The 22,256-nt window shown below is 56.3% G+C and carries 21 protein-coding genes; 16 read left to right on the forward strand and 5 right to left on the reverse strand.

The window, feature by feature from the left end:
* The first annotated feature begins 757 nt into the window (after positions 1 to 757).
* The 5 genes from HOV93_RS09520 to HOV93_RS09540 all read left to right on the forward strand — a co-directional run bounded on the left by HOV93_RS09520 (position 758) and on the right by HOV93_RS09540 (position 4,799).
* Positions 758 to 1,396 (forward strand): RNA polymerase sigma factor, encoded by a 639-nt coding sequence (locus tag HOV93_RS09520; protein WP_235990040.1) that lies wholly within the window; start codon positions 758 to 760, stop codon positions 1,394 to 1,396.
* 117 nt (positions 1,397 to 1,513) lie between these two features.
* Entirely contained in the window at positions 1,514 to 2,026 is a 513-nt protein-coding gene (locus tag HOV93_RS09525; protein WP_207396251.1) for an anti-sigma factor family protein, read from the forward strand.
* Entirely contained in the window at positions 2,016 to 3,206 is a 1,191-nt protein-coding gene (locus tag HOV93_RS09530) for a hypothetical protein (protein ID WP_207396252.1), read from the forward strand. The genes HOV93_RS09525 and HOV93_RS09530 overlap by 11 nt, the downstream gene beginning before the upstream one ends.
* 184 nt (positions 3,207 to 3,390) lie before the next feature.
* Positions 3,391 to 4,305, forward strand: coding sequence for a DUF1559 domain-containing protein (locus HOV93_RS09535; protein ID WP_207396253.1), 915 nt, complete (start codon positions 3,391 to 3,393; stop codon positions 4,303 to 4,305).
* A gap of 71 nt (positions 4,306 to 4,376) precedes the next feature.
* Positions 4,377 to 4,799 carry a carboxypeptidase-like regulatory domain-containing protein gene (locus HOV93_RS09540; RefSeq protein WP_207396254.1) on the forward strand — a complete coding sequence of 141 codons (423 nt, stop codon included), beginning with the start codon at positions 4,377 to 4,379 and terminating at the stop codon, positions 4,797 to 4,799.
* A gap of 80 nt (positions 4,800 to 4,879) precedes the next feature.
* Here HOV93_RS09540 and HOV93_RS09545 read toward each other — a convergent pair whose 3' ends face one another.
* From HOV93_RS09545 to HOV93_RS09555, 3 genes are all read right to left on the reverse strand, one after another.
* Positions 4,880 to 9,277: a DUF7133 domain-containing protein gene (locus HOV93_RS09545; RefSeq protein ID WP_207396255.1), complete on the reverse strand. Its 4,398-nt coding sequence runs from the start codon at positions 9,275 to 9,277 to the stop codon at positions 4,880 to 4,882.
* A 224-nt stretch (positions 9,278 to 9,501) separates the two neighbouring features.
* Positions 9,502 to 9,933 carry a YidH family protein gene (locus HOV93_RS09550; protein ID WP_207396256.1) on the reverse strand — a complete coding sequence of 144 codons (432 nt, stop codon included), beginning with the start codon at positions 9,931 to 9,933 and terminating at the stop codon, positions 9,502 to 9,504.
* 59 nt (positions 9,934 to 9,992) lie between these two features.
* Positions 9,993 to 11,147 carry a fatty acid desaturase family protein gene (locus HOV93_RS09555; protein WP_207396257.1) on the reverse strand — a complete coding sequence of 385 codons (1,155 nt, stop codon included), beginning with the start codon at positions 11,145 to 11,147 and terminating at the stop codon, positions 9,993 to 9,995.
* 384 nt (positions 11,148 to 11,531) lie between these two features.
* On the opposite strand from HOV93_RS09555, the gene HOV93_RS09560 reads away from it, so the two are divergent.
* From HOV93_RS09560 to HOV93_RS09580, 5 genes are all read left to right on the forward strand, one after another.
* On the forward strand, positions 11,532 to 12,797 hold the full coding sequence (locus HOV93_RS09560) for a beta-ketoacyl-[acyl-carrier-protein] synthase family protein (protein WP_207396258.1): 1,266 nt from the start codon (positions 11,532 to 11,534) through the stop codon (positions 12,795 to 12,797).
* Positions 12,798 to 12,827: 30 nt separating this feature from the next.
* Positions 12,828 to 13,325, forward strand: a complete 498-nt coding sequence (locus HOV93_RS09565) for a hypothetical protein (RefSeq protein ID WP_207396259.1) — start codon at positions 12,828 to 12,830, stop codon at positions 13,323 to 13,325.
* Between the two features lie 453 nt (positions 13,326 to 13,778).
* Entirely contained in the window at positions 13,779 to 14,777 is a 999-nt protein-coding gene (locus HOV93_RS09570) for a DUF1559 domain-containing protein (RefSeq protein ID WP_207396260.1), read from the forward strand.
* A 24-nt stretch (positions 14,778 to 14,801) separates the two neighbouring features.
* Positions 14,802 to 15,194, forward strand: a complete 393-nt coding sequence (locus tag HOV93_RS09575) for a hypothetical protein (RefSeq protein ID WP_207396261.1) — start codon at positions 14,802 to 14,804, stop codon at positions 15,192 to 15,194.
* 191 nt (positions 15,195 to 15,385) lie between these two features.
* Positions 15,386 to 16,294, forward strand: coding sequence for an alkaline phosphatase family protein (locus tag HOV93_RS09580; RefSeq protein WP_207396262.1), 909 nt, complete (start codon positions 15,386 to 15,388; stop codon positions 16,292 to 16,294).
* 180 nt (positions 16,295 to 16,474) lie between these two features.
* On the opposite strand, the gene HOV93_RS09585 is transcribed toward HOV93_RS09580, so the two are convergent.
* A complete protein-coding gene (locus HOV93_RS09585; protein ID WP_207396263.1) occupies positions 16,475 to 18,142 on the reverse strand; it encodes a 30S ribosomal protein S1 in 1,668 nt (555 codons plus the stop codon).
* 261 nt (positions 18,143 to 18,403) lie between these two features.
* Here HOV93_RS09585 and HOV93_RS09590 point away from each other — a divergent pair, with 261 nt between their 5' ends.
* From HOV93_RS09590 to HOV93_RS09615, 6 genes are all read left to right on the forward strand, one after another.
* Positions 18,404 to 18,958: a hypothetical protein gene (locus HOV93_RS09590; RefSeq protein WP_207396264.1), complete on the forward strand. Its 555-nt coding sequence runs from the start codon at positions 18,404 to 18,406 to the stop codon at positions 18,956 to 18,958.
* Between the two features lie 94 nt (positions 18,959 to 19,052).
* Positions 19,053 to 19,544 carry a MarR family winged helix-turn-helix transcriptional regulator gene (locus HOV93_RS09595; RefSeq protein WP_207396265.1) on the forward strand — a complete coding sequence of 164 codons (492 nt, stop codon included), beginning with the start codon at positions 19,053 to 19,055 and terminating at the stop codon, positions 19,542 to 19,544.
* A gap of 102 nt (positions 19,545 to 19,646) precedes the next feature.
* Positions 19,647 to 20,516 carry a radical SAM protein gene (locus HOV93_RS09600; protein ID WP_207396266.1) on the forward strand — a complete coding sequence of 290 codons (870 nt, stop codon included), beginning with the start codon at positions 19,647 to 19,649 and terminating at the stop codon, positions 20,514 to 20,516.
* Positions 20,517 to 20,518: 2 nt separating this feature from the next.
* The gene (locus HOV93_RS09605) at positions 20,519 to 20,749 is read left to right on the forward strand and encodes a hypothetical protein (RefSeq protein WP_207396267.1); all 231 of its coding nucleotides are present in this window, start codon (positions 20,519 to 20,521) and stop codon (positions 20,747 to 20,749) included.
* A gap of 175 nt (positions 20,750 to 20,924) precedes the next feature.
* Entirely contained in the window at positions 20,925 to 21,134 is a 210-nt protein-coding gene (locus tag HOV93_RS09610) for a CDGSH iron-sulfur domain-containing protein (RefSeq protein ID WP_207396268.1), read from the forward strand.
* 56 nt (positions 21,135 to 21,190) lie between these two features.
* Positions 21,191 to 21,595 (forward strand): hypothetical protein, encoded by a 405-nt coding sequence (locus HOV93_RS09615; protein ID WP_207396269.1) that lies wholly within the window; start codon positions 21,191 to 21,193, stop codon positions 21,593 to 21,595.
* Between the two features lie 284 nt (positions 21,596 to 21,879).
* Here the strand turns inward: HOV93_RS09615 and HOV93_RS09620 are convergent.
* Positions 21,880 to 22,256 (reverse strand): hypothetical protein (locus HOV93_RS09620; RefSeq protein ID WP_207396270.1); only part of this gene is annotated, 377 nt, incomplete at its 5' end.

Genomic DNA, 22,256 nt, shown 5'->3' on the forward strand with positions numbered 1-22,256 from the left:
AGTGGACAAGAGACGCAACTACTCATCTATTCTACGAAATTCGGGTAGATTATTCCGACTTACAAAAAGCGAGACTTTTTATTGCGAATTTTGCGTTTTCGATTTGGTATCGCATTTCGCGGCACCGATACCCCCACCCGGGGCGTATTAGAATTGCACACTGTTCAATTTCGCAACGTGCAAAATAAAACAGGCGAGTCGTCTCTGTTAAACGAACTCGCCTGTTCTATTCTGTGTGGAAGGGGGAGATCCTTCCAACTCTAGCCTCTTATCATCCTTTCGGAATGACCTTAACCCGATGCCTCTAAAGGATTAAGGTCTCAAACCGGTGTGCCTCTTCTTATGACCGGCCCCTGTTATCCAGGATCCTCTTCTCTGCTTCGACCCTGTCTCAGCTTCCGTTAGGATGCTAGGTATATATGCAATAGCCGTGCCAAAGAAAAATACTGACGCGTTTCCGTCGCTAGCTGGATCAAAAATAAATGATACGCTCCGAGGGACTCGCAGCTAGAAGCGGAAAACCTGACTACCCACTCTTTGGAGGGAGTCGCAGAACCTTAACCGGCGCTCGGGGTTTCTTTTTATGTGCCCCAAGATGATTGCTCCTTGTGATAAAAAGTCGGAAGTGGACGTGATACTCGGCAGCTTGCCTGGGGATCGGCTGCTAGTTTTTGCCGATACCAATCCCTAGACTGAATTTCAGGGCGCGGATGCCCCTTGAATTGTCCTTATCACGTCGGCTCGCGGAGAAGATGTTTTGTCGATTTCGGAATCGACTGCCCGAAGATACGAACTGCAAGATCCGGATGTCCGGCTCATGCTGTTGGTGCGCGATGACGACGCTGCCGCGTTCGAAGAGCTCATGCTCCGGTATCAACGCCGGGTAGTCACCGTATTGGAACATTTAGTTAGTAAGCGAGATCTGGCCGAAGACCTTGCTCAAGAAGTTTTCATGCGCGTTTATCGCTCGCGGAAGACATATGTGCCGGGTTCGCGGTTCTCGACGTGGCTGTTCACCATCGTAAACAACGTGGCCAGCAATGCCCGCCGCAGCTTGGCACGCCGGAAGGAAGTCCAGGTTACCAGCTCGGTCGAGCAGTCTGGCAGCCAACCGGCAAATCCTATGGAGCGAATCGCCACGGCGGCTAGTGGGCTCATGCCTACCCGGCAACTCGATAAATCAGAAATGGGCTCGATCGTCCGTCAGGCCGTCGAGTCCCTCAACGAGCGACAACGGATGGCCGTGTTGCTCTCGAAATTTGAAGAGATGAGCTACGCCGACATCGCCGAGACGATGGGCATGTCGGTCCAAGCCATCAAGTCGTTATTGTCCCGTGCCCGGGCCAACTTAAAAGAAGCCCTGCAACCCTACCTACAAGAAGGAACCGTCCCCTAAAGATCCCTGTTTGAAAACAAACCTCCAGTCCCCTCTCCCCTGAAGGGACTGGAGGTGGAACATCACGGAAAATTAGTGGATCAAGCGGGTTCGTCCCGCCCATCTAGCGACGTAGCCATGACCGATCCCATTGCACATCCCGACGCGAAGACCGAGATGGACGAGCTGCTGGCCGCCTATCTCGACAACGAGCTTTCCGAAACGGAGCGTTCGCTGGTCGAAACGCGCCTGGCCGAGGACGACAACTTCCGCGGTCGGCTTGACGAACTCGATCGCGCTTGGGATATGCTCGACGCGCTGCCTAAAGCCGATCTCGACGACGAAAAGTTCGTCCGCACCACCGTCGAAATGATCACCGTGGCCGCCTCGCAAGAGATTCAGCAATACGAACAACAACGCAAACGCACTGCCACGGTTCGCCAGGCAGGCATCGCTTTGGGTATTGTCGCCCTGGTAGGCATGGGCTTTGTGCTCACCCAATGGCGGCTCAGTCGCCCCGATCGTGTTCTCGTCGAGAGCCTTCCGGTGATCGAAAATGTGGACGAACTAGAACGCGTCGACAATATCGAGTTTCTGGAAGCCCTGCGGAAAGAAGGCCTTTTCACGGGAGAGACCAGCGATGAATCGTAACGCAATCTCCGCCAGCACGGTCGTCGCTTTAATCTTGGTGACGGCCCTGACCGGTCATGGACAGGAATCGACCTCCGAGCGTGTTGCCCGGATCGAAGCGATGTCGGCTGCCGATAAGTCGGAACTACGGTTGAAGCTCGAACGCTTCGAGAAGCTCTCGACCGACGAACGCAACCGGCGGATCGCTTTGAACGAGGCGCTCGACGAACACGCCGAAGGTGACCAGCTGCGGGAAGTGATGCACCGCTATTACGACTGGCTGAAAACGGTCAGCTCGGTCGAACGCATGAAACTGCAAGAGCTGCCGCCGGAAAAGCGAATCACCGAGATCAAACGGATCATCGCAGCCCAAGAACGAAAGCAGTTTGAAGAATTCACGAAGTACGCATTCCGAGATATTCAACCCAAACGCGAAGACTTTCAGGCCATCAAAGTTTGGTTCGATGAATGGCGTGATGCCCACAAAGCCGAAATCTTGGCCAACGAGCAAGAGCTTTACGACAAAATCCCCTGGCTGAAAGATCGCCTGGAAGACGCGTCCGATGATCGCAAGCTGTTCGTCATCTGGGTCTGGCTCATGCGCGATCCCGAAATGAAATCGATCATGCCATCGGACCAAGACTTCCAACAACTGTCGACCCAGCTTGATAAAGAAACGCAGCAGCGGCTGCAGTCCGAACCGCCAGACCGTCAGCGAGGCCTCTTAAGCGCCTTGATGCAGGCCGCCGTCTTCGCTCACTTTCAAAACCGCGTCGATGACGACCAACTGCAGAAGTTCTATCGTCGCCTTCCCGAGAAACGTCAGGCCGAGCTCGCCGCGTTGCCGCCAGAGCGATTCGATGCCGAGCTGCGACACGAGTACATGCGAGAAAACGGCGGTCGCTTCTTTGGCGGTCGCCCGCCTGGGCCACCCTGGGACCGTGATCGCGATCGTGACGACCGCGATGGTCGCCGGGGCGATGGCCGCGACCGAGGCCCGAATGATCGTGGCCCTGAAGGCCGTGGTCCCGATGGCCGTGGTCCTGACCGAGGACCAGGCCCGCCGGGCATGCGTGGCGATCGTGAGCGCGGCCCCCGGCCCCCGGGATTCGAGGGACCTCGACCCATGCGAGATGGCGGGTTCGGCCCACCCGCGAAGAAGCAAGACGCCCCGGCCCCCAAGCCGCAGGAAGAAGTGTAGTCTTCTGCGGCAAGCGATACGTCCAGCGTTCTCTCTCCTCTACCGATAGCGATCTCAAGCGAAAGTATTGTTGGCTTTTTTCTTGCTTGCCAATGATCGACCCGCTATACATGGAAACCACCCCCTCATTCCGCCCCTCCTCCGTAATCTCCTTCCAGTCGCTCCTGATTCGAAAGATGCTTCGATGGACTCTTCACGGACTAAGTTACGTGGTTTTACGCTTGTGGAATTATTGGTTGTGATCGCCATTATTGGCGTCCTCATAGCGCTTCTGTTGCCGGCAGTTCAGCAAGCCCGAGAGGCAGCTCGACGGATGTCCTGCTCGAACAAGCTCAAGCAAATTGGCTTGGCGATTCACAACTATCACGATACGCACACCGCGTTTCCGATTGGTGTGACCTCGTTCACCGGCTATGGCAGCAGCGACAACTTGCCAATTTGGAGCGTCGCCATTCTTCCCTTCCTCGAGCAGTCGGCGCTGTACGAGCAGGTCAAAGCCGAGACCAGCAACTTCTCGGCCCAGGTCCCCAACGGGACAAGTACCAACGCCGGTGGACAGGCGGTCGATGCTTACATGTGCCCTTCCGATATTCTGGGCGACATCAACACGTTTCGTTCCAACATGGGCAAGTCGAACTACATGGGCTGTGGTGGTTCGATGGTGTACGCGAATTCCGAGAACTTCGTTCCCAACGGCAACTACGATCCCCAGAATTACAACGGTATCTTTTGCTACGACGAGTCACGCCAGTTTCGGGATATCATCGACGGCACCAGCAACACGATCCTTGCCGGAGAACGCGACGGAGGCGATATCGCGAACAATGGCCCGGTCGTTGTTCGCCGTGCTGCCACTTGGGCTTGTACCGATGTGGCGCAATTTCCCGATCGCGCCTTCGCGCCCGCCTCGAGCAGTTATCCGATCAACATGCCTTCGGCCGGGACCTTTCCGCATCGTGCGTTTGGCAGCTTCCATCCCGGCGGGGCGATGTTTGTTTTTGGCGACGCGCACGTTCGCTTCTTACCAGAAACGATCAACGGCGATACCTATTCGGCCCTTGCCACACGGTCTAGCGGGGAAGTGATCGACGAGTCCTAATCCGTTCGATTTCATCTATTCTCATTTCACAACGACCCGGCGTTCTGCCGCGACTCTAAGGAGCCTCGATCATGGCGACGATCTATCGCTGCGCCCTGTGCGCTTTCATGCTGATTTCCCTTGGCTGCTACCAAGACCATGGGCTACCACTGGAAGAAGTTAGCGGGCTTGTCACTCAAGACGGCACGCCGTTGGAAGGCGTCACCCTAGAGTTCCGTCCCGAAAGCGGACGCACCTCGTTTGGGCGAACCGATTCCGCAGGCAAGTATCAATTGCAATACACCGAGACAATCGACGGGGGCATGATCGGTAAGCATACCGTCGAGATTCGCGTCCCGCAGCGACAGCCTTCCCAGATCCCAGGCTTCGCGGAAATGGACAAGGAAGAGCGGATGATGCTCATGAAATACGATCGCGTGACATGGCCCAACGCCGTTGCCGTGACCGAAGGCAACGACAACGTCATCGACTTTGAACTGAACGAAGCCAACTAACCGGCCGCCGTCTCCGAAACCTAGGGAGACGTGCCGGTTTGTTTCAATCGTTCGCAAAGACCGCTTGTGGGGCCCAGGACTTACTTCGTGCCTGCCTTCGACGACAAGCTCTCGAGGTAGGTCACCAGGTCGGCCAGTTCCTGGACGGTTGCTTCGTTGGCCAGGCCGACCGGCATGATCGAGATGTCGTCCTTTTTCTGGCCGAGAATATCATCCGGTTTCAGCGTGATCTCGTTGCCTTGGTTGTCGCGGATGACGATCTTGTCGGGGCCTTCGAAGGTGATGAAGCCAGACAGCAGCCGTCCGTCTTCCATCTGGAAGATGTTCGTCACGAACCCCTGAGCCAACGACTTGCTCGGCAGCACGACCGCTTCGGTCAGCTGATCGCGTTTGTAGGTCTTGGCAACCTGTGGCAAGTAAGGGCCACGTGGCGCTTCGTTCGGATCGACCGTGTGGCACTTGTTACAGGCTAACTTGGCGAACAACTGTTCGCCGCGGGCCTTGTCCCCCTTCATGCCGACGACCATCTTGATGACCTCGGCCGGATCGATCGTGGCGACCTTCGGGCCGGTCGGCTGATTCATCTGGGCCTTCAGCTTCCAGGCCGCGGCAACTTTGCCGGCAGCCGTAGCGACCTCGGCGCTGTTGCTATCGAGCAGCCCCCGAACTTTACCTTCCAGCTGACGATCATTGACGATCATCGCAGCGGCCAGCAGTTGCGGCTGACGGGCCGGGTCTTTCCAGCCAGAAGCCAGCGAACTCTTCACGGTGCTTTCCACCTCGGGCGAAAGTTTTTTCTGTTGCGAGAGGGTCAACAGCCCCGCTTCGGCCCAAACCGCAGCGTCGGTGGTTGGGGTCTTGGCGAAACCTTCCAGCACACCAATCTGGCGGCTGAGTTGGTCTTTGTTCTGGAACTCGCCCAGGGCCTTCTTGAACGCGGCACTGCCGGCATCGGCTGCGTGTAGCTTGGTAAGGCCAGCGAGTGCGGTTTTCATCGTATCGGCATCGGTACTACGAAGCAGGGCAGTCACGGCCTGACCGCGAACTTCTGCCGAGGTACCATCGGCGGTTGCGGTCGACTTGAGCAGCCCGATCGCTTCGCTGGGAAGTTCACTCGAGCGGGCAACCAGGCCAACCGCCGCAGCAGCAAATTCCGGATCGCTGGCCGCTTTCTCCAGTGCCAAACGCAGCGTGCCGTCGAGTTCAACGCGGTGCCGCTGCAATTGCTCTAGCAAGAAGGCCGACTCTTGGCTGTTGGCCGAAGCCAACGTACCGCGAAGCACGCCACCGATCTTGTCGGACAGCTCCCACTTCTCGGGCTGGTAGTAAGGACCACGCGTATCAGGACGCGTGCCCCAGCTGTTCCCCTTCCACTCACCTTCCACAAAGTAGAGCCGGCACAATGCCGTCAGCAGGCCTTGGCGACGAGAGAAGGCGTCTTCCTTCGCCAAACGCTCGATGAGCCCGTCAACGACTTCCGGTTTGTGCATTCGCTGCAGCGCGAACAAAGCGAACTGGCGCTTACGCTCGCTGGCGGTACGGCTATCGATGATCGCAAACATCGCCTCGTAATCTTCCAAATTGACCGCCGCGCGAAATGCCGTATGACGAAGCACTGGATCATCGGAACCGAGGAACGTTGCCACTCCGCCTGCTCGTTCATTCTCCCAATTCCGTACGCCAACAGGTGGCGTGAGGCGACCTTTGGCAATGATCGCTTCCAGTTGCATTCGCGGATTCTTACTGTTGAACTGTTCTTCGACCAATCGATTTAGCGTGTCTCTAGAATTAACTCCGAGCATAACACTGCCAGCAGCTACATAATCCGATAGGGCTCGAATGACGATTGGTCCCACGTCGGCATCCGAGAGCAGTGGGGTCAGTGCTTTAAAAGCGTCTTCGTGCGAAACGTGTTCATTTGCAGCGTCAGCTTTAAGAAGCAATTGTGTTGCGAGGTAGATCGCCGCGACACGAGTTTCCACCGACGGCTTCTTACGATCACGTTCTTTACCCTTGGCGATCATTGATGCTTTATTGAAAGTCGAAGCTCCCAGCGCCGCACCTTTCTTATCACTAAAATCGCACCGAGCTAACAACTCACGCTGAGCTGCCAAGCGTCGGCGGTGACTATCCGAGTAAAGCATCGCAAACAGTTCGTCTTCGCTGGCTTCTCGCAAATTCGGCAAAGCTTCGGCCTGGTATCCCTTCGGTCGGACCTGCACCAGGTAACCCACATCCTCGCCGTTGTACTTGAAGGTCGCTCCCTTCCAGCTGGCGGCGTAGATGTTGCTGTTGGCGTCGACGTCCAGGTCGGTCACGCGGGGGATGCCCAGGAACTCTTCCTGGTTGACCTCGAAGGTCGCTCCGTTGCGTTTGGGGTTGTGGCGATAGATCCAGCTGCGGCCCCAGTCGGCGGTGTATAGAGCATTGCCGTAACCTTCGGGGAAGCCTGGCTCGTCCATGTAAAGCGCCCCGCATCCGGAACCTCCGCCGTAATCGGCCAGCGGTTGGACGATCTCTTCGCCGAAGTTCATGTACAAACGTGGGTAGCCGTGGTCTTCCAGGCCGCTGAAGTGATGCAGGCGAATATCCCAACCGCCCCCGTCGTTGGTGTTGTCACGCGTGAAGGCGTTCATCAGCGGGTCGACGGCCACTTCCAGGATGTTTCGCGTGCCGCTGCTGTAAACCTCCATGTTCGATCCATCCGGACGAACCCGCAGCACGCCGCCACCGCGCATTTGCAGTTTGCGACCATCGGCCCCTTCGGCCTGCAGGAAACCAAAGTCGCCGATTGCCAGATACAGCCAGCCATCGATCCCCATCGTCACGCCGTTAGACGTATGGTCGGCCGGGCGATCTTTGAAGGTGAACGCCAGGTCTTTAATAAGGATCTCTTGCTTGTCGCTGCGGCCGTCGCCATCTTCGTCGATGAACGCGCTGAGGTGCGGCGGGTGCAGCACGTATAGCCGGTCGCGATCCCAGACGAGCCCTCGAGGCGAGTCGACATCCGGCACGAACAGCTTCACTTCGTCTGCCTGGCCGTCGCCGTCGGTGTCTCGCAAACGGTGGATGGCTCCTCGCTTCAATTCACGATCGAGCGAACCATTCTTATCGACCGAAACGTAAACGTCCCCTTCGGGTGAAGCGGCGACGAAGACCGGGTAGTTCACCGCCGGAGGCGCGGCGAAGACGGTTTTCTCGAAGCCTTCGGGGAGCTTCACTTCGGCCAGTTTCTTGGCGTCTTCGTCCTCTTTGGCTTGCTCAGGAGCAACCTCGACTAACTCGGCCCCCAGCAGACGCAGTTCGCGAACCGAAGCCCAGCCGCCAGAGTTCTTACCGAGCACGTCCAGGCGAACATGCCGAACGTTGTCGGCGTTGATTTCAAAGTCGTAGCTGCTGCCGTTGTTCTTCGATTGATCGAGCAGTGTTTCCCACTTCTCTCCGTCAAGGCTTCCCTTCACGACGTACTGAAAGACACCGTTGTTCTCCCATTCGATCTGCACGCCACGCAAGTCTTGAGACTTGCCCAGGTCGACTTCCAACCACTGCGGATAATCGGGGCTACTGGCACACCAGCGGGTCGATTCTTTTCCGTCGAATGCGTTCTTGGCAAAGTTGTTCTTGTTCTTTTCTTCGCTCGATGCCTTGGCGGGCTTGTTCTGCGACAGGTTCACCGGCACCATCTTCGGCACCAGGGGAGCGTCTTTCAGGTACTCGTCGCTCAGCTTATCGCAGGCCCACAGCGTGCCGCGGGTCAGCATGTTCAAAAAGGTATCGTCTTCCATCGTTTCGTTGTGGTGGCCGAGCGTCGTGCCGAAGACCTTCGTGTCGCCATATTGGTTGGTCCACACGCAGGCATGTTCGTCCCCTTGGTTCTTTTCCTTGGAAGCCCCCAACACATGCGCCGTGTCCCACACCTTAGCGATGTGGTAGAGCTCGCCTTGTGGGTTCGTCCAGGCCGGTCCGAAGCCTTCCATGATGGGATGCTTGGCGTCGTAGTTGTAAACGGCATGCGGGTATTGGGCACCATGCCGATGCGAAGTCACGCCGCAGAACTTGAACCACTGATCGGTTCCGTCGCGGTAACAGTGCATCGCGCAGTGAATGACCACGCCCGGCAAACCTTCCTGGTGGGGCTTCAACACACGAGCGGTCCACGCAGGGTCTTTCACCGCAGCGAAGCATTCGTTGTGCAAGACAATGTCGTACCCTTCGGCCCAGTTCGGATCTTGGTAGAGCGGGATCTTGGTGTTGGTGGTGCTGCCCCCTTCGTGAACAACCGTCACTTCGATATGAGCCCTGGCTTCGAGCCCTTCCTTGATGATGTTCTTCTGCGTCTGATAGTCATGGCAACAACCGCCGGTAACCAAGAGGGCCTTGATCGGCTTCGGAGCATCCGCGGCCATGATCGTGGCCGGCAAAACGCAAAGCATGACAACAGACAATAGGCGGGCAAAAAGCGGGCGGTGGGGTGTCATCAAGGAAAAACCTACTTGCATGAGAAGTTTTCAGGGGAGGGGGAAGTGGGGAGAGGGTCCGCATTTACTATAGTTCATGCCGCAGCATCGGGAACCCGCGACCGGGTGAAGATGTCACGTGAGATTGAGATAATTCTCTCAATATTCAGCCGAAAAAGAAGGTTTCTGACGGCGAAAAGTGGCCTGACACGCGCCAATATGAAAAACCTCGATCGAATCGCCACCTACACGCCGACACCGGGGCTGGCGTGGATCGGTTCGCCGGTAAAGACGCTTAGAAGCAGGTAGAACGCTAAGGCCAAACCTAAAAGTGTCACCACCGCCGAAACCCAGATGGCCAGATTCATGCTGTAATTGGCCGGCCGCTGATCGAGGGTCATGTCGCGAATGAACCCGGTGTGTTGCCAGGCCGAAACACCAATCAGCGTGGCCCCCAGCAAAACGAAACCAATGCCAATCAGCGAAGAGAAAAGAGGCGGGCTGATATCGACGCCTGGGTGACGGAGCATCTCCAGAAAGAGCCCAAAGCGGGCCACCAAGAACCCAACACCAAGAATCGCGAGACCCGTACGCAGCCACGCGAGCATGGTACGCTCGGCAGCGAAAAAGACGCGGGGGTCGGACGGCGGCAACGGCTTGGGTTCTTCAGTGCTCATGATGAAGAACGATTCTTACGGGTCTTGCACGAAAGTTCAATCACCACAGGCAAGATCTGCTAAGCCGACTTAGCCATATCGCCATGACTTGCGACCGGTTCGGCATGCCTTGCTTGCGATTGTTCCGCCGGTTCGCCCTGATGATTGATCAGCCGGCCACAACGCTCCCACAAGTCGAGAAACGCATGGCTGAATGATCGCTCGTTGGTCTGATGATACGGCGAGCCTTCGGGCAGTTGCTCGACCAAACGGCGATGAGCTTCCGGCATCGCATGGTAAGGCAACGAGGGGAACATGTGGTGCAGGGCGTGGAAACGCGTTCCGATGGGTGCCCAAATCTGAGTGACCCACTTGTTATGCGGAAAATTGACCGAGTCCAGCAACTGCTCGAGAAAGGTCATTTCCCCTTCGTGATTATGCCAACGATGGGCAACCAGCGTACGTAGCGCGTTGAGCGTCAGGATGAACACGCCGGTGCAATAGCCCTGCACGAGAAAAGGGTAGGGGTATCCACCTACGACCAACACACCCACCAGCACGCCCAGGCACCACAGAAAGCACAAACCCTCTTGCAAACGAATCAACCGCATCGCCTTCTTGGTGGGCAGCGGGCGAAGATACTTCGGATCGATCACCATCGACGACGCATGCTGAAACGCCCAGTCGCGAAAACGCGGGCTGATCCAGGTCAGCGGCGTGAGCACCAGGAAACGAAAGACGGCCAAAAACGGAACGAAGAAGCTGGAAGCCAAAAAGGCAAAGATCTGCCAACGGCCCTCGTATTCGATCGGCAGATACTCGCCGTCCATGTCGGTGCCGTAGTGCTTCCGACGATGATGATCCAGGTGCGTATAATAAACGAACGACGGCATCAGAAACGGAATGCCTACCAGCAGGTTCCATGTCACGCGGAACGCGGTCATCGTTCCGGTACGAAGATGGACCAGTTCGTGAATGAACATGGCCATTCGGTAAAATAGCGCACTGCTAACGACAAAGAAAAACGCTTGTTGCCAGCTGAACAACTCGCTTTGGCCTACCATCCGAAAGCAAACCATCCCCACCGAGAAGCTCATCAAAAAGTCGGTCCAGTAGACCCACGGCTTGGGTTGAAACAGGTCGCCAATCGATTTACGGGCCTCGGCCATCGAGAAATCAGCGGTCTTGTTGCAGTGCAAAGATGCTTGCGAAGATTTTTTGGTGGTGTCGCTCATGGCTGTATCGAGTCGCTGTCGGGTTCACAGTTTCGGTAAGTCCGCCCATGATTCGGGATTACGCCCTATGCATCAAAATCGGCTGTGCTGACAATGAGGATTTGTCTAATTATCCCGATTCAGCCAAGTTTCCGGCGGAAAGCGGGTAAAACATGTCGATTACATCACCCCAGGGATGTGAATACCCATAGCTTAACTTTAATTTGTGGAAATCTAACGACCCACCCTTCCAGGGCAGTGCTTTTCGCCTAAATTATCGACATTGCCATAGAATTTCGTAATTGGCGAAATTCTGGTTGTCGGGCCGATCTAGGGAAGGGCAGGCCATACCGATATAACAACAGTCAATCTTTCGCGATCGCTTCAAGAAAGCAAAGCTTACGGATGCAGTCCCAAGTCGAAGTCGTAATTACTGGTAATGGGGTAGTGAGCCCCATTGGAATCGGAAACCAGGCCATCTGGGAAAGTCTCATGGCCGGCAAGTCGGGCATTGCGCCCCTTTCCGTATTCACGATGCCCGACTACCCAGTCACTTTTGGGGGCGAGCTGAAAGACTTCGACGGCAAGAAGTACGTCAAGCCGCGCAAAGCTTTGAAGGTCATGTGCCGCGAGATCCAAACCGGATTTGCCGCCGCCGCCCTGGCGATGGATCAAGCCGGGCTCGAGCCGGGCAGCATCGACCCCGATCGGCTCGGCGTCGTCTACGGCAGCGAGATGATGTACAGCGACTTCGAAGATCTGCGAGACGCTTACGATCAGTGCATCGAAGAGGGATGGTACCAGCACGACCGCTGGGGACCATCGGCAATGAGCGAAACCAACCCGCTGTGGATGCTGAAGTACTTGCCCAACATGCCGGCCTGTCACGTCGGTATCTATTACGACGGTCGCGGCCACAACAATACGATTTGCCTGGAAGAAGCCAGCGCGATCAATGCCTTTTCAGAGGCCTTGTCCCATCTGCGTCGCGGAACGATGGACTGCATGATCGCCGGTGCGACCGGTTCTCGCTTGAATTTGAATGTCCTGCTGTATCGTGGTGACTCGCTTCTTTCGCATCGTAACGAAGAGCCTGAGAAAGCCTCGCGTCCGTTTGAAAAGGATCGCGACGGCGCGGTCAGTAGCGAAGCGGCCGCGGCAATGGTTCTTGAAACGCGTGAGAAAGCCGAAGCCCGCGGAGCGAACATTCTGGGCAAAGTGCTCGGTGCATCCTCGACATTTGGTCGCATCACACCCGAGGCACCTGTTTCGCCGGAAGCGGTCAAAAACTGCATCAACGCCACCTTGCGTGACGCTGGTATTACCAAGGACGACCTGGCCTGCATCATCTCGCACGGCTCCGGTAACATCGCCGACGACCCGCTCGAAGCCCAGGGCATTAAAGCCGCGCTGCCAGGTGTCCCGGTTGCGGCTCTGAAAAGTTATTACGGCAACAGTGGCTCTGCTTGCGGGGCGTTGGATGCGGCAGTGGCTGTCTTGGCGCTGCAGCATGGTAAGGTCCCGGCGACGCTGAATTACGATACGCCTGACCCAGCGTGCGATATTCCGATCATTCATGGTCAGCCGTTGGACATCGACAAGTCCGCGATCCTGATCCTCAGCCACACGCGTAAAGGGCAGTGCGCTGCGATGGTCGTGGCCAGCGCCTAGCTTGTTTCATTCGCCAGCGTGAGAACTTTGATGGAAGACGAATCTCCATTTCGTTCGCCACAAGTCGTCGAACATCACGAACCGCTGGATGACCGTTCTCAGAGAATCCTCCAGTGGCGCCGCGCCCATCGCCGGTTAGAGCTAGGCATTCCAGCCTTCGCATTCACAAGCATCATGACGCTTGCCCCGATCGATCAGGTTCTCGCTTTCCTAGCAGGGGACCTTTCCGCTTGGCCAGCCTTCCTCGGAAGTTGGGTCCTGGGGTCATTCATCGTTTCAGGCATCATCCTGTTCGCGCTGCTCCCCTTGTTCTCGTTTCGAGAAATTCTGGCGCCGCTCCTTCTCGCGTGGATTCCACTCCTGCCTATTGTCGGGCTCATCTTGGCAATGAGAAAAGTCCAGGCTCCCCTGCGTGCTGAAGGATTGAAGTTTGGCAGGCTGGGCCCTTCCGAAAAATTGCTTGTGCAACAACTCCGCCACGAGGACGGCACGCCGGTCGATCCCAAAACCTTTGGCGTGAAGCGTTAGTCAGCAGGCAAGGCCAAGAAAATCTCTCTGTCGCCGAGCTAACCCTAGAATGCTCCGCCGGTTGATTACAACGCCTTGCCCCCCCTCTACTGGTGTGTTCAGCGTGATGAATGTGAAGTCTTAACGATCGCATATTGCCTTTTCAGGCACCGGAAATTGGTCTCGCTAGCGTTCGGCGGAGTGCCGTTCCTTTGGGAAGTATCCCACCGTTCTTACGGGTCCAGGCCTCGTAAGGTTGGATCAACACACATCTATCTATTCCCTCGCAAATCATTAAATAGCCAATATGGGCGGAATGCGCCGCACAAAAACACATGAAAGCCGCAACTAAAATCATGGGTTTATTGTATTTTTTCGTGCTTATAAGTATACTTTTATCTTTCACGTCGCCCACCGTACTCCCCGTTCGGGTTGCGGTGACGCATGCTTATCTTTTTATATCTGGTGCTCTTCATGAAGACTCGAAATGCCGGCTTTACGCTGGTCGAACTGCTTGTTGTGATTGCGATTATCGGGGTTCTTATCGCGCTTCTATTGCCGGCGGTGCAACAAGCTCGCGAGGCAGCTCGACGCTCGCAGTGTGTCAATAACCTGAAACAGCACGGCCTGGGGCTGCATAACTTCCACGATACATACCTCCGCCTGCCGCCGGGGACGAGCAATAACCGCCCACCATTTGGCACAGCGACCAGCAACAAATGGGGATCGACCTGGATGGTGCACTTATTGCCGTATGTTGAACTGGGAAATGTTTACGACCTAATCGATCTGAGCGAACATTGGAACGAAGGTTCGGTCAGCGATGCATGTGGCGCCGACGCCGGCAGCCCCGTCTTCGGAATCTATGAATGCCCTTCGGCTTCGGTGTCGCAAGAACTGTCCAGCCACGAAGTGAAGACCATGATCGCCGACTACATCTCGATCGCGGGCGTGGTGAACGGCTTCGCAGGCGTAACTGGAGCAACAGAAAACGCCACTACCGTCGGCAACGCGGCCATGAACGGCGTGCTCTACTACAACAGTAAGACCAACTTCGCGCACGTTACCGACGGCACCAGTAACACCATGATGGTTAGCGAAGTCGGGGCATGGCTCAAAAATGCATCCGGCACAAAAGTTGACTACCGAAGCACCACCTATGGATTCAATATGGGAACCATCGGCAACAACGACAACAAGACGACACTTCCCAACTCGACGAGCGGTCGCTGCTTCAACACGGCTTCCCTCCGATATTCCATCAACCAGATCGAACCGTTCGACAGCGCCTGCGATCCAGACGGTGTCTGCTCTAACTTTGGCAACAATAGTCCCCTACGTTCAGATCACCCCGGCGGCGTGAATGTGCTGTTTGTCGACGGATCGGTGCACTTCATTCCCGAGACGATCGACCTGGCGACCTTCGGCAACCTGGGCGTCCGTAACGACGGCAATGTTGTTCAACTGCCGTAGTCACAACCCTTACAGGAACACATCATGCGACAGATTGTATTAGCCGTTGGCCTTTTAATGGCCATGGCCGTCGGCTGCACAGCGGCGAAGGAGGAAGGGGTCGCGCGGCACGAGCTGTCCGGCAGCGTCACGCTCGACGGCAAGCCTCTAGCCGAAGGGCGAATCAGCTTTGACTCGCCTGAGGACGCATCGCAAGGAATCCCGCCAACTTCGGGTGAAATCAAAGATGGCAAGTATTCGGTAAAGACAACGACCGGTACCAAAACGGTGAGAATCTCGCATCGCGTTGAATCGGGACGCGATGAAATCACCAAGGAACCGATCATGACCGAATCGATTCCCGCGAAGTTCAATAAAAAATCAGACCTGACAACGACCGTCTCCGATGGCAAGAACATCGCGGACTTCGAACTATAACCGATCGTCCGCACTCGCCAATTGAAACCAAAGAGCCATGCCCAACTTTCCACGGGCGTGGCTCTTTTTTTATAGGCAGCCAACCCGACAGGCGAATTCATCAAAACTTGATGTTCTGCGTGTGGCATCTTCTGAGGAAAGAAAATAGACTTTAAGTCAACAAACTTTCCTCCGCTACGAGTAACCCAACCATGCCACGCTTGTTCTCTTTCGCTGCTTTCACCTTGCTATTCTTCGTTGTGACTTCGCTTTCCGCGGAAGAGAAGTCAAAGCACGTCCTGCTTCTGGGCATCGACGGCTGTCGTTTCGACGCCCAGACCAAGGCCAAGACTCCGAACCTCGATAAGCTTCGCGAGAACGGCAGCTACTCGCCCACGGCGCTCATCCTGGGCGATCGCTACAAGAAGAACGACACGATCAGCGGGCCTGGTTGGGGGAGCATCAACACGGGTGTCTGGGCCGACAAGCACAACGTGCAGGGCAACAGCTTCAAGGAGCCCAAGTTCGATAAGTACCCGCACTTCTTTCATTACGTGAAGAAGAGCCTGCCCACCGCGAAGACCGTTTCGATCATCAACTGGTCGCCCATTGCTCAGTACATCGTTTCTGCGGCTGACGTTTCCATCGATACGCAAAAGGGATCGTCCTACACCGAGGCCGACGACGAAGCAGCGGCTGCCGCCGTCAAGCAACTGTCTGAGCAGGACGCCCCGACGGCCATGATGCTGTACTTTGGCGAAGTCGACGTAGCTGGCCACGGTCATGGTTTTCACCCAGCGGTCCCGCAGTACATTGCCGCCATCGAGCATGTCGACGCGCTGGTCGGCAACGTAATGGAAGCCATCGAAAAGCGAACCGATGAGGATTGGCTGATCGTCGTCACCAGCGACCACGGCGGCTTCGGCAAAGGACACAGCAGTGGACACACCAACCCTGACATCTTGCACAGCTTCTTGATCGTCAGCGGCGAGGCGGCCAAGAAGGGGCAGTTTGAACAGCAGGTGTACATTGTGGATGCCGTGCCGACATTGCTGACTTTCCTGGGCGTCGATATCGACCAAGCCTGGGAGCTGGATGGACATGCGGTTGGGCTTAAGTAGGCATAGGCACCTTGCAAAACGGCTCGCGACTTCGGCGGTTGGTCTTGTGTAAGCGTGTTCCTTGTTTGCCCCTCACCCCAAAGGGGCGAGGGGACTGAACGAGAGGGAGGCTTCTACGAAAAAAGCCCTCGCGAACTGGCGTGAGGGCTTTCTTTGTTTCTCAATTTTGGCTGGCTGGTGTTACCATTTCAAGCCGAATTTGGCACCTTCGCTGTGGTCGTTGGTGACGCCCCCTTTGAGCGGCTGGGACGACGTCTTCTTGACCGACAGTTCGCGGTCAACATCAGTTTCGACGTCGTCCTTGCGACGACCACCTTGCCGGGAGTCAGCCGGTGGCGGCTGGGTTGCTTTGATCGACAGGCTGATACGGCGTTTGGCCTGGTCGATGCTGAGGACCTTCACCTCGACCTCTTCGCCGGCCTTCAACACGCTCGAAACGCGGCTGATGCGGCTGTAGCTCACTTCGCTGACGTGAACCAGGCCTTCGATACCAGGAGCAATCTCGACGAACGCACCGAAGTCCATCAGCTTGGTAACCTTGCCTGGCACCACCTTACCGACGGCAAAGTCGTTGGCGACCTTCTGCCATGGGTTTTCCATGGTGTCGCGGATGGAAAGACCGATCTTGCCGGTCTCGGGGTCCATCTTGGTGACCTTCACCTTCACGGCCTGACCTTCGGCCAGGACATCGGAAGGGTGCTGTACGCGGTCCCAACTGATTTGACTGACGTGGACCAAACCGTCGATGCCACCCAGGTCGACAAATGCGCCGAAGTCCTGGATTCGCGTGACGGTTCCTTCGCGGATCTGACCGACGGTCAAGTTGCCCAGCAACTGCTTCTTGTTGTCTTCGGCCATCTTCTCGGCGACGGCCCGGGCACTAAGTACCAGGTTACGCTTCTCGGGATTGGCTTCCGTCACCAGGCACTGCAGTTTGCGGCCCTTGAACTCTTCCAGGTCCTTCGCATGGTAGATCGCGACTTGGCTGGCCGGGATGAAGCCGCGAGCCGAACCAACGGCACATTCGAGGCCGCCCTTGTTCACGCCGTCGACGACTGCGTCGACGATGATTCCTTCCTTGATGTCGCCCCAATCTTGCACGCTGGTCGAAGCACCTGGGATGCCGACTTCGTACAGGCGTTGGCCGCCGTTGAACGTGCCGATCGAAACTTCCATCTTGTCGCCCACCGTCGGTGGTGCCACGAAGCTGCGAACCGAAGCGATGCCTTGGTTGCCTTGCGGAAGATCGAAGAAGACATCTTCGCGATGCACACGAATGACCGTCGCGGTGACGCGGTCTCCTTCGTCCAAGCGAGTCGCAGCAGGTGCCGGCGTTTGATTGCTCATCACGTCGTCGATCGACGTTTCGCCGAACGCGGCTTCCAACTCGGCTTCGATGTCTTCCATCGTTTCGCGCCGATTGGGGACGTGGACCTTGCCACCATCAACTGGCAAGCGGTAGTCTGGTTCGCCCTCTTCTTGAGAGGTCTCGCCTAACGTCTCGGCCAGGTCTTCCGGAATTTTCGTAGGATCGTCACCCTCTTCAGCCGGCTTGGGCTGAGCAGGACGCTTCGGCTTCTGAGGTTGCCGCTTCGCTGGGGCCGGCTTCGGCTTGTCGCGCTGCGAACCGATCAGGACCTTCTTCTTTTCCTGGTCATCGCCACCGGCGTCGGCAGTCTGCTCTGGGGCAGCATTCTCAACCGGAGTCTCTGCGGGTGTCGCAGCTTCTGCCGGTGTTGGGGCATCACCAGGCGTGGTTTCGACGGATGAAGCCTCCGGGGCCGAAGCTTCAGGAGTTTGGGGAGTGGGTTCCACGGAAGCGGGATCCTTCTGAGGATCAGTCGACATGGGAAAGGCCTCGGACGAGAATCATAGAATCTAAAGGGGTGTAACTATTAGCGCCCTCTAGGTCACTTCTAGAGTAAGAGGACGAAGCCCTTGAGTTTATCAGCGAAAAATCGGCCTGAACAGGGAATACTAGCTTCCTTCAAGCGTGGGAGTTCGATTTTCGAAATAGTTAGGTCGCTAGCTGACGAAACGTGTTAAGGTAAGTCCATGTTAGATTCATCACAAATCACCCCCCTCTTGAAGGTAGTTCCCGCGTAGGCAATGAATTTCGATCCGTACCCAACCGAAGTCGCCGAACTCATCCAAACTGCCCCGTTGTGCCCTTTGGGGCCTGGGAATCCAGATCGAACGGTCTTCGAGCGGCTCCAGGCAATCCAGGTCGATTCCCTGAGCAACAAGCCGGTACAAGATACCGAGATGGCTCGGGCTTGTATCAGTGGTTTGTGGCTGCTTTGGAATTATTTGGACGAGTCGCACACGATCAGCCAGGATCTGCCCAGTTCGACAGGCAGCTACTGGCACGCAATCATGCACCGGCGTGAACCTGATTACGGCAACGGCAAGTACTGGTTTCGCCGCACCGGCGATCATCCCGCGATGGAACCACTCGCAGCAAAAGCAAATTTGTTGGCATCCGACGCCAACCTCGACAGCCATACCCAATTCCTCGCAGAGCCAAATTGGGACCCGATGGCCATGGTTGACGCATGTGAAGCGGTCAGCCGCGGCAAGTGCGCAAATGAGTTACTATTACGAAAAGTTGCCCAGTTAGAATGGGAAACGTTATTTGAAACCTGTTATTCGCGTGCTTTTTAGTGCGCCGATAACCGATGGCATAGAACAGAGAAGCAAGGCTGACTCGTCATATTTCTTATCTAAATTTCTCAGCCTCCGACGTGAAGAGAAAAGAATGCTCCGTTACGATTTTGAAGATAGCTTAGGCTATTGGGTTTTCAGTGTCGCCCATTTGATGACACGTGCGATGAACGATGAACTGGGGAAACTCGGTATCACCTATCGCCAGTGGGAAGTCTTGTGCTGGCTGTCGTACATGGGCGAAATCACCCAAAGCGAACTGGCAGACCAGATGCGCATCGAAGCGCCCACCCTGGTCGGGGTGATCGACCGAATGGAACGCGACGGCTGGATCGTCCGCGAGACCGATCCCAACGATCGACGCAAGAAGATCATCCGCGCCACCGAAAAGGTGGAACCCATGTGGGAACAAATGGTCGACTGCGCCAAAAGCGTCCGCGCCAAGGCTCTTCTCGAAGTTCCTCCGGAAGAAGTTCAGAAGGTCAAAAGCACGCTGACGGTCATTCGCGGCAATTTGCTTTCCGAACTACCTGGGCATATCCCGGCAGAGCCTGTCGGCCAAAAACAAGCATCGGAAACGCCGTGATCTTGTTAAAATAGGTTTTCAGTGCTCAGTTTTCAGTAAGAATGGTTGAGAACCTCTCTCCCGCTGAAAACTGAAAACTGAAGACTTCCCACTGAAAATTGAATGTCCACGCACCACCTCCACACTCAGCACCAGCGAACGTTCGAAGGGAACCGGTTCGTTTATCCGGTCCTTTCTCGCCGAAGCAAGGGGCTGTCGGTGGGGGTCAATTTGAACCCGGACAAGATCTGCAATTTCGATTGCATCTACTGCCAGGTCGATCGCCGGACCGAAAGCGAAGTTCGCTTCGTCGAAAGTGAACGCTACTTCCAGGAACTGGAAGAAATGCTCGACCTGTGTGCTTCCGGCGAAATCTTCCACACGGCGAAATTTGCCGAGACGCCAGAGCATCTGCGACGCGTGAACGATATCGCGTTCAGCGGCGACGGCGAACCGACCACCTACAAAAACTTCGACGAACTGATCGACCGGAGTGCCCAGATCAAGCGCAAGCATGGGCTCGACGACGTGAAGATGGTGTTGATTACCAACGCCACCATGTTTCATCGGCCGCACGTCCAGCGTGGTCTCGAGATCTTCGACGCCAACCAGGGCGAAATCTGGGCCAAGCTCGATGCCGGCACCGAGAGCTATTACCGCACGATCGAACGGACCAAAATTCCCTTTCAACGGGTACTCGATAACCTGCTGCTCGCGGCGAAAGTTCGTCCGCTGGTCATTCAATCGATGTTCTTGAAGCTGCTGGGCGAAAGCCCCACGCCCCAAGAGATTTCGGCCTTCTGCGATCGCTTGAACGAAATCACCCACGCGGGCGGCGAAATCAAGTTGGTCCAGGTTTACACCGTGGCCCGGAAGCCGGCCGAGTCAATTGTCACCCCGCTGGAAGACGCCGAAGTCGACGCAATTGCCCAGGCTGTTCGCGACCGCACCGGCCTTCGCGCGGAAGTTTACTACGGCAGTTCGGACTACTAGGCATGGCTTTCCAGTCGAAAAACTCGGTTTACCTGATCGTGGGCGTCATCACAGCGCTCGCCGTGTGGGGCATCTACCTGGCCATTGGTTCGTACTTGGGTTTGGCGGAAGGAACACGCGGGTACGACATCCGCCGCGGGTTGATCGTGTTCGCCAGCATGGGTAGCTTTCTGCTTTTCTGGGGAGCCCTGCTTTGGAATCGCCAACGTCGTCTTCGCTCAGACGACGAGTAAGTTCGCCAATTGTGAAGTTTTCAGCAAGATTGCCTGAGGGCATTCCTGTTACTGAAAACGGAACACTTCAAACTTCCCACTCACCGCCAGGCGCTGGGCTGACTTCTCTCTAGGACTACCCTAAAATGCAAATAGCAGGTCCAAGTAGCCACCCACACCAGTGAAGGATCGGGATATGTCTGAAACTAAGATTCGCATTCGTGACAATGGCCCTTTTTTGGTCGAAGGTCCGGTAACCCTCGAAGACTCTGAAGGCAACTCCTACACCATCGATAAGCCGACGATTGCCCTGTGCCGCTGTGGCGAGTCCGACAACAAGCCGTTTTGCGACGGCAAGCACAAGCATTGCGGATTCACTTCCCAAGAGCGTGCCAACGCAACCTAAGCAGTGCCAGCGACAGACGTCTCCCACATTTGTCACCACTGACCAGGAGCAGAAGCATGGAACCGGTTGATATCCGTCGCGATACGGAAACGTATTGCAACCTGATGAACGCCTATCTCATGGCCCAGGTAGCCGAACTCGATGCGACGCTCCAACAAAACGGCATCGACGACGAAGGGATCCGCAAAAGCATCTGCGCCCAGTTCGGCATGAGCATGGGGCAGGTTTTGGACATGGGATGGATCGGCGTCGATAACCAGCGATTCCATCCGCTGCTGATGTTCAGCGAAAAATACCTAGACGATGCGAGCACACCCATCGGGGAGATCGGCCCGCTCGAAGGCCCAACCCGCGAAGACGACTTCCACGCCATGGCCGTCGAGGCAGTGTCCACTTTCTATGACGACCTGCAGGGGGACCTTTCTCAAGTCCCCTATGGCGCACTAGACGAAGAGTTGTAGTGCCTTAAACGGCAGGTTTCGCCTCAGGGTTCCCAACAGCGCAGCCAGTAGCACCACGAACAACGGGCCCGCGTTGCCATGCGCATCTCCGGCCCCCTCGCCCCTGTACTCGGGGGAGAGGACAAGAGAAGAGAGGCCAGTTCTGCCGTAGGGTGCTGAGTAGCGCAGCGAATCGCACCATGAACAACGTTTTCGCGTTGCCATGGGATGGAGGCCGTATTCGGTGCGATACGTTCCGCTTCGCGTCTCTGCTCGCACCCTACCCTGGGTGAAGGGCCGGGTTGTCAGGGTGGACCGCGTTCTTTGGTTTGGGAAGCTCTTTCTAAAGCCTGATGTACTCGGTCACGTCTTCTTTGGTGGATGACCTTCTTCGCATGCCCACGAAGACGTGGGCATGGCACCCGGTGTTTTGTTGGCGGGGTGGTTGAGGGTTCTTTGTTGGAGGGCGTTTCGTGCGGGCGGTCGAACTCACGCTCTAACGCGTCGATCTCTTCCTGCTTGGCGCATATCTCTCCCTGCAGTTGCAGGTTAAGCGCTTTCATGCGGTAGTAGGTCCACGCAAAGAACCGTTTCTCTTGGTAGGACAACGGCTCTTGGATTGGTTGTTTGCTTCGACGGATTTCCCGCTCGCGGTAACGATGGTGAAGCTGGCGCTCGCGTT

Source organism: Bremerella alba (assembly GCF_013618625.1).
Classification (GTDB): Bacteria; Planctomycetota; Planctomycetia; order Pirellulales; family Pirellulaceae; genus Bremerella; species Bremerella alba.

Excerpts from the sequence above, each read along its gene's own strand:
- HOV93_RS09525 (WP_207396251.1), top strand. The coding sequence starts at position 1,514 with ATGACCGATCCCATTGCACATCCCGACGCGAAGACCGAGATGGACGAG.
- HOV93_RS09530 (WP_207396252.1), top strand. The coding sequence starts at position 2,016 with ATGAATCGTAACGCAATCTCCGCCAGCACGGTCGTCGCTTTAATCTTG.
- HOV93_RS09535 (WP_207396253.1), top strand. The coding sequence starts at position 3,391 with ATGGACTCTTCACGGACTAAGTTACGTGGTTTTACGCTTGTGGAATTA.
- HOV93_RS09540 (WP_207396254.1), top strand. The coding sequence starts at position 4,377 with ATGGCGACGATCTATCGCTGCGCCCTGTGCGCTTTCATGCTGATTTCC.
- HOV93_RS09545 (WP_207396255.1), bottom strand. The coding sequence starts at position 9,277 with ATGACACCCCACCGCCCGCTTTTTGCCCGCCTATTGTCTGTTGTCATG.
- HOV93_RS09550 (WP_207396256.1), bottom strand. The coding sequence starts at position 9,933 with ATGAGCACTGAAGAACCCAAGCCGTTGCCGCCGTCCGACCCCCGCGTC.
- HOV93_RS09555 (WP_207396257.1), bottom strand. The coding sequence starts at position 11,147 with ATGAGCGACACCACCAAAAAATCTTCGCAAGCATCTTTGCACTGCAAC.
- HOV93_RS09560 (WP_207396258.1), top strand. The coding sequence starts at position 11,532 with ATGCAGTCCCAAGTCGAAGTCGTAATTACTGGTAATGGGGTAGTGAGC.
- HOV93_RS09565 (WP_207396259.1), top strand. The coding sequence starts at position 12,828 with ATGGAAGACGAATCTCCATTTCGTTCGCCACAAGTCGTCGAACATCAC.
- HOV93_RS09570 (WP_207396260.1), top strand. The coding sequence starts at position 13,779 with ATGAAGACTCGAAATGCCGGCTTTACGCTGGTCGAACTGCTTGTTGTG.
- HOV93_RS09575 (WP_207396261.1), top strand. The coding sequence starts at position 14,802 with ATGCGACAGATTGTATTAGCCGTTGGCCTTTTAATGGCCATGGCCGTC.
- HOV93_RS09580 (WP_207396262.1), top strand. The coding sequence starts at position 15,386 with ATGCCACGCTTGTTCTCTTTCGCTGCTTTCACCTTGCTATTCTTCGTT.
- HOV93_RS09585 (WP_207396263.1), bottom strand. The coding sequence starts at position 18,142 with ATGTCGACTGATCCTCAGAAGGATCCCGCTTCCGTGGAACCCACTCCC.
- HOV93_RS09590 (WP_207396264.1), top strand. The coding sequence starts at position 18,404 with ATGAATTTCGATCCGTACCCAACCGAAGTCGCCGAACTCATCCAAACT.
- HOV93_RS09595 (WP_207396265.1), top strand. The coding sequence starts at position 19,053 with ATGCTCCGTTACGATTTTGAAGATAGCTTAGGCTATTGGGTTTTCAGT.
- HOV93_RS09600 (WP_207396266.1), top strand. The coding sequence starts at position 19,647 with ATGTCCACGCACCACCTCCACACTCAGCACCAGCGAACGTTCGAAGGG.
- HOV93_RS09605 (WP_207396267.1), top strand. The coding sequence starts at position 20,519 with ATGGCTTTCCAGTCGAAAAACTCGGTTTACCTGATCGTGGGCGTCATC.
- HOV93_RS09610 (WP_207396268.1), top strand. The coding sequence starts at position 20,925 with ATGTCTGAAACTAAGATTCGCATTCGTGACAATGGCCCTTTTTTGGTC.
- HOV93_RS09615 (WP_207396269.1), top strand. The coding sequence starts at position 21,191 with ATGGAACCGGTTGATATCCGTCGCGATACGGAAACGTATTGCAACCTG.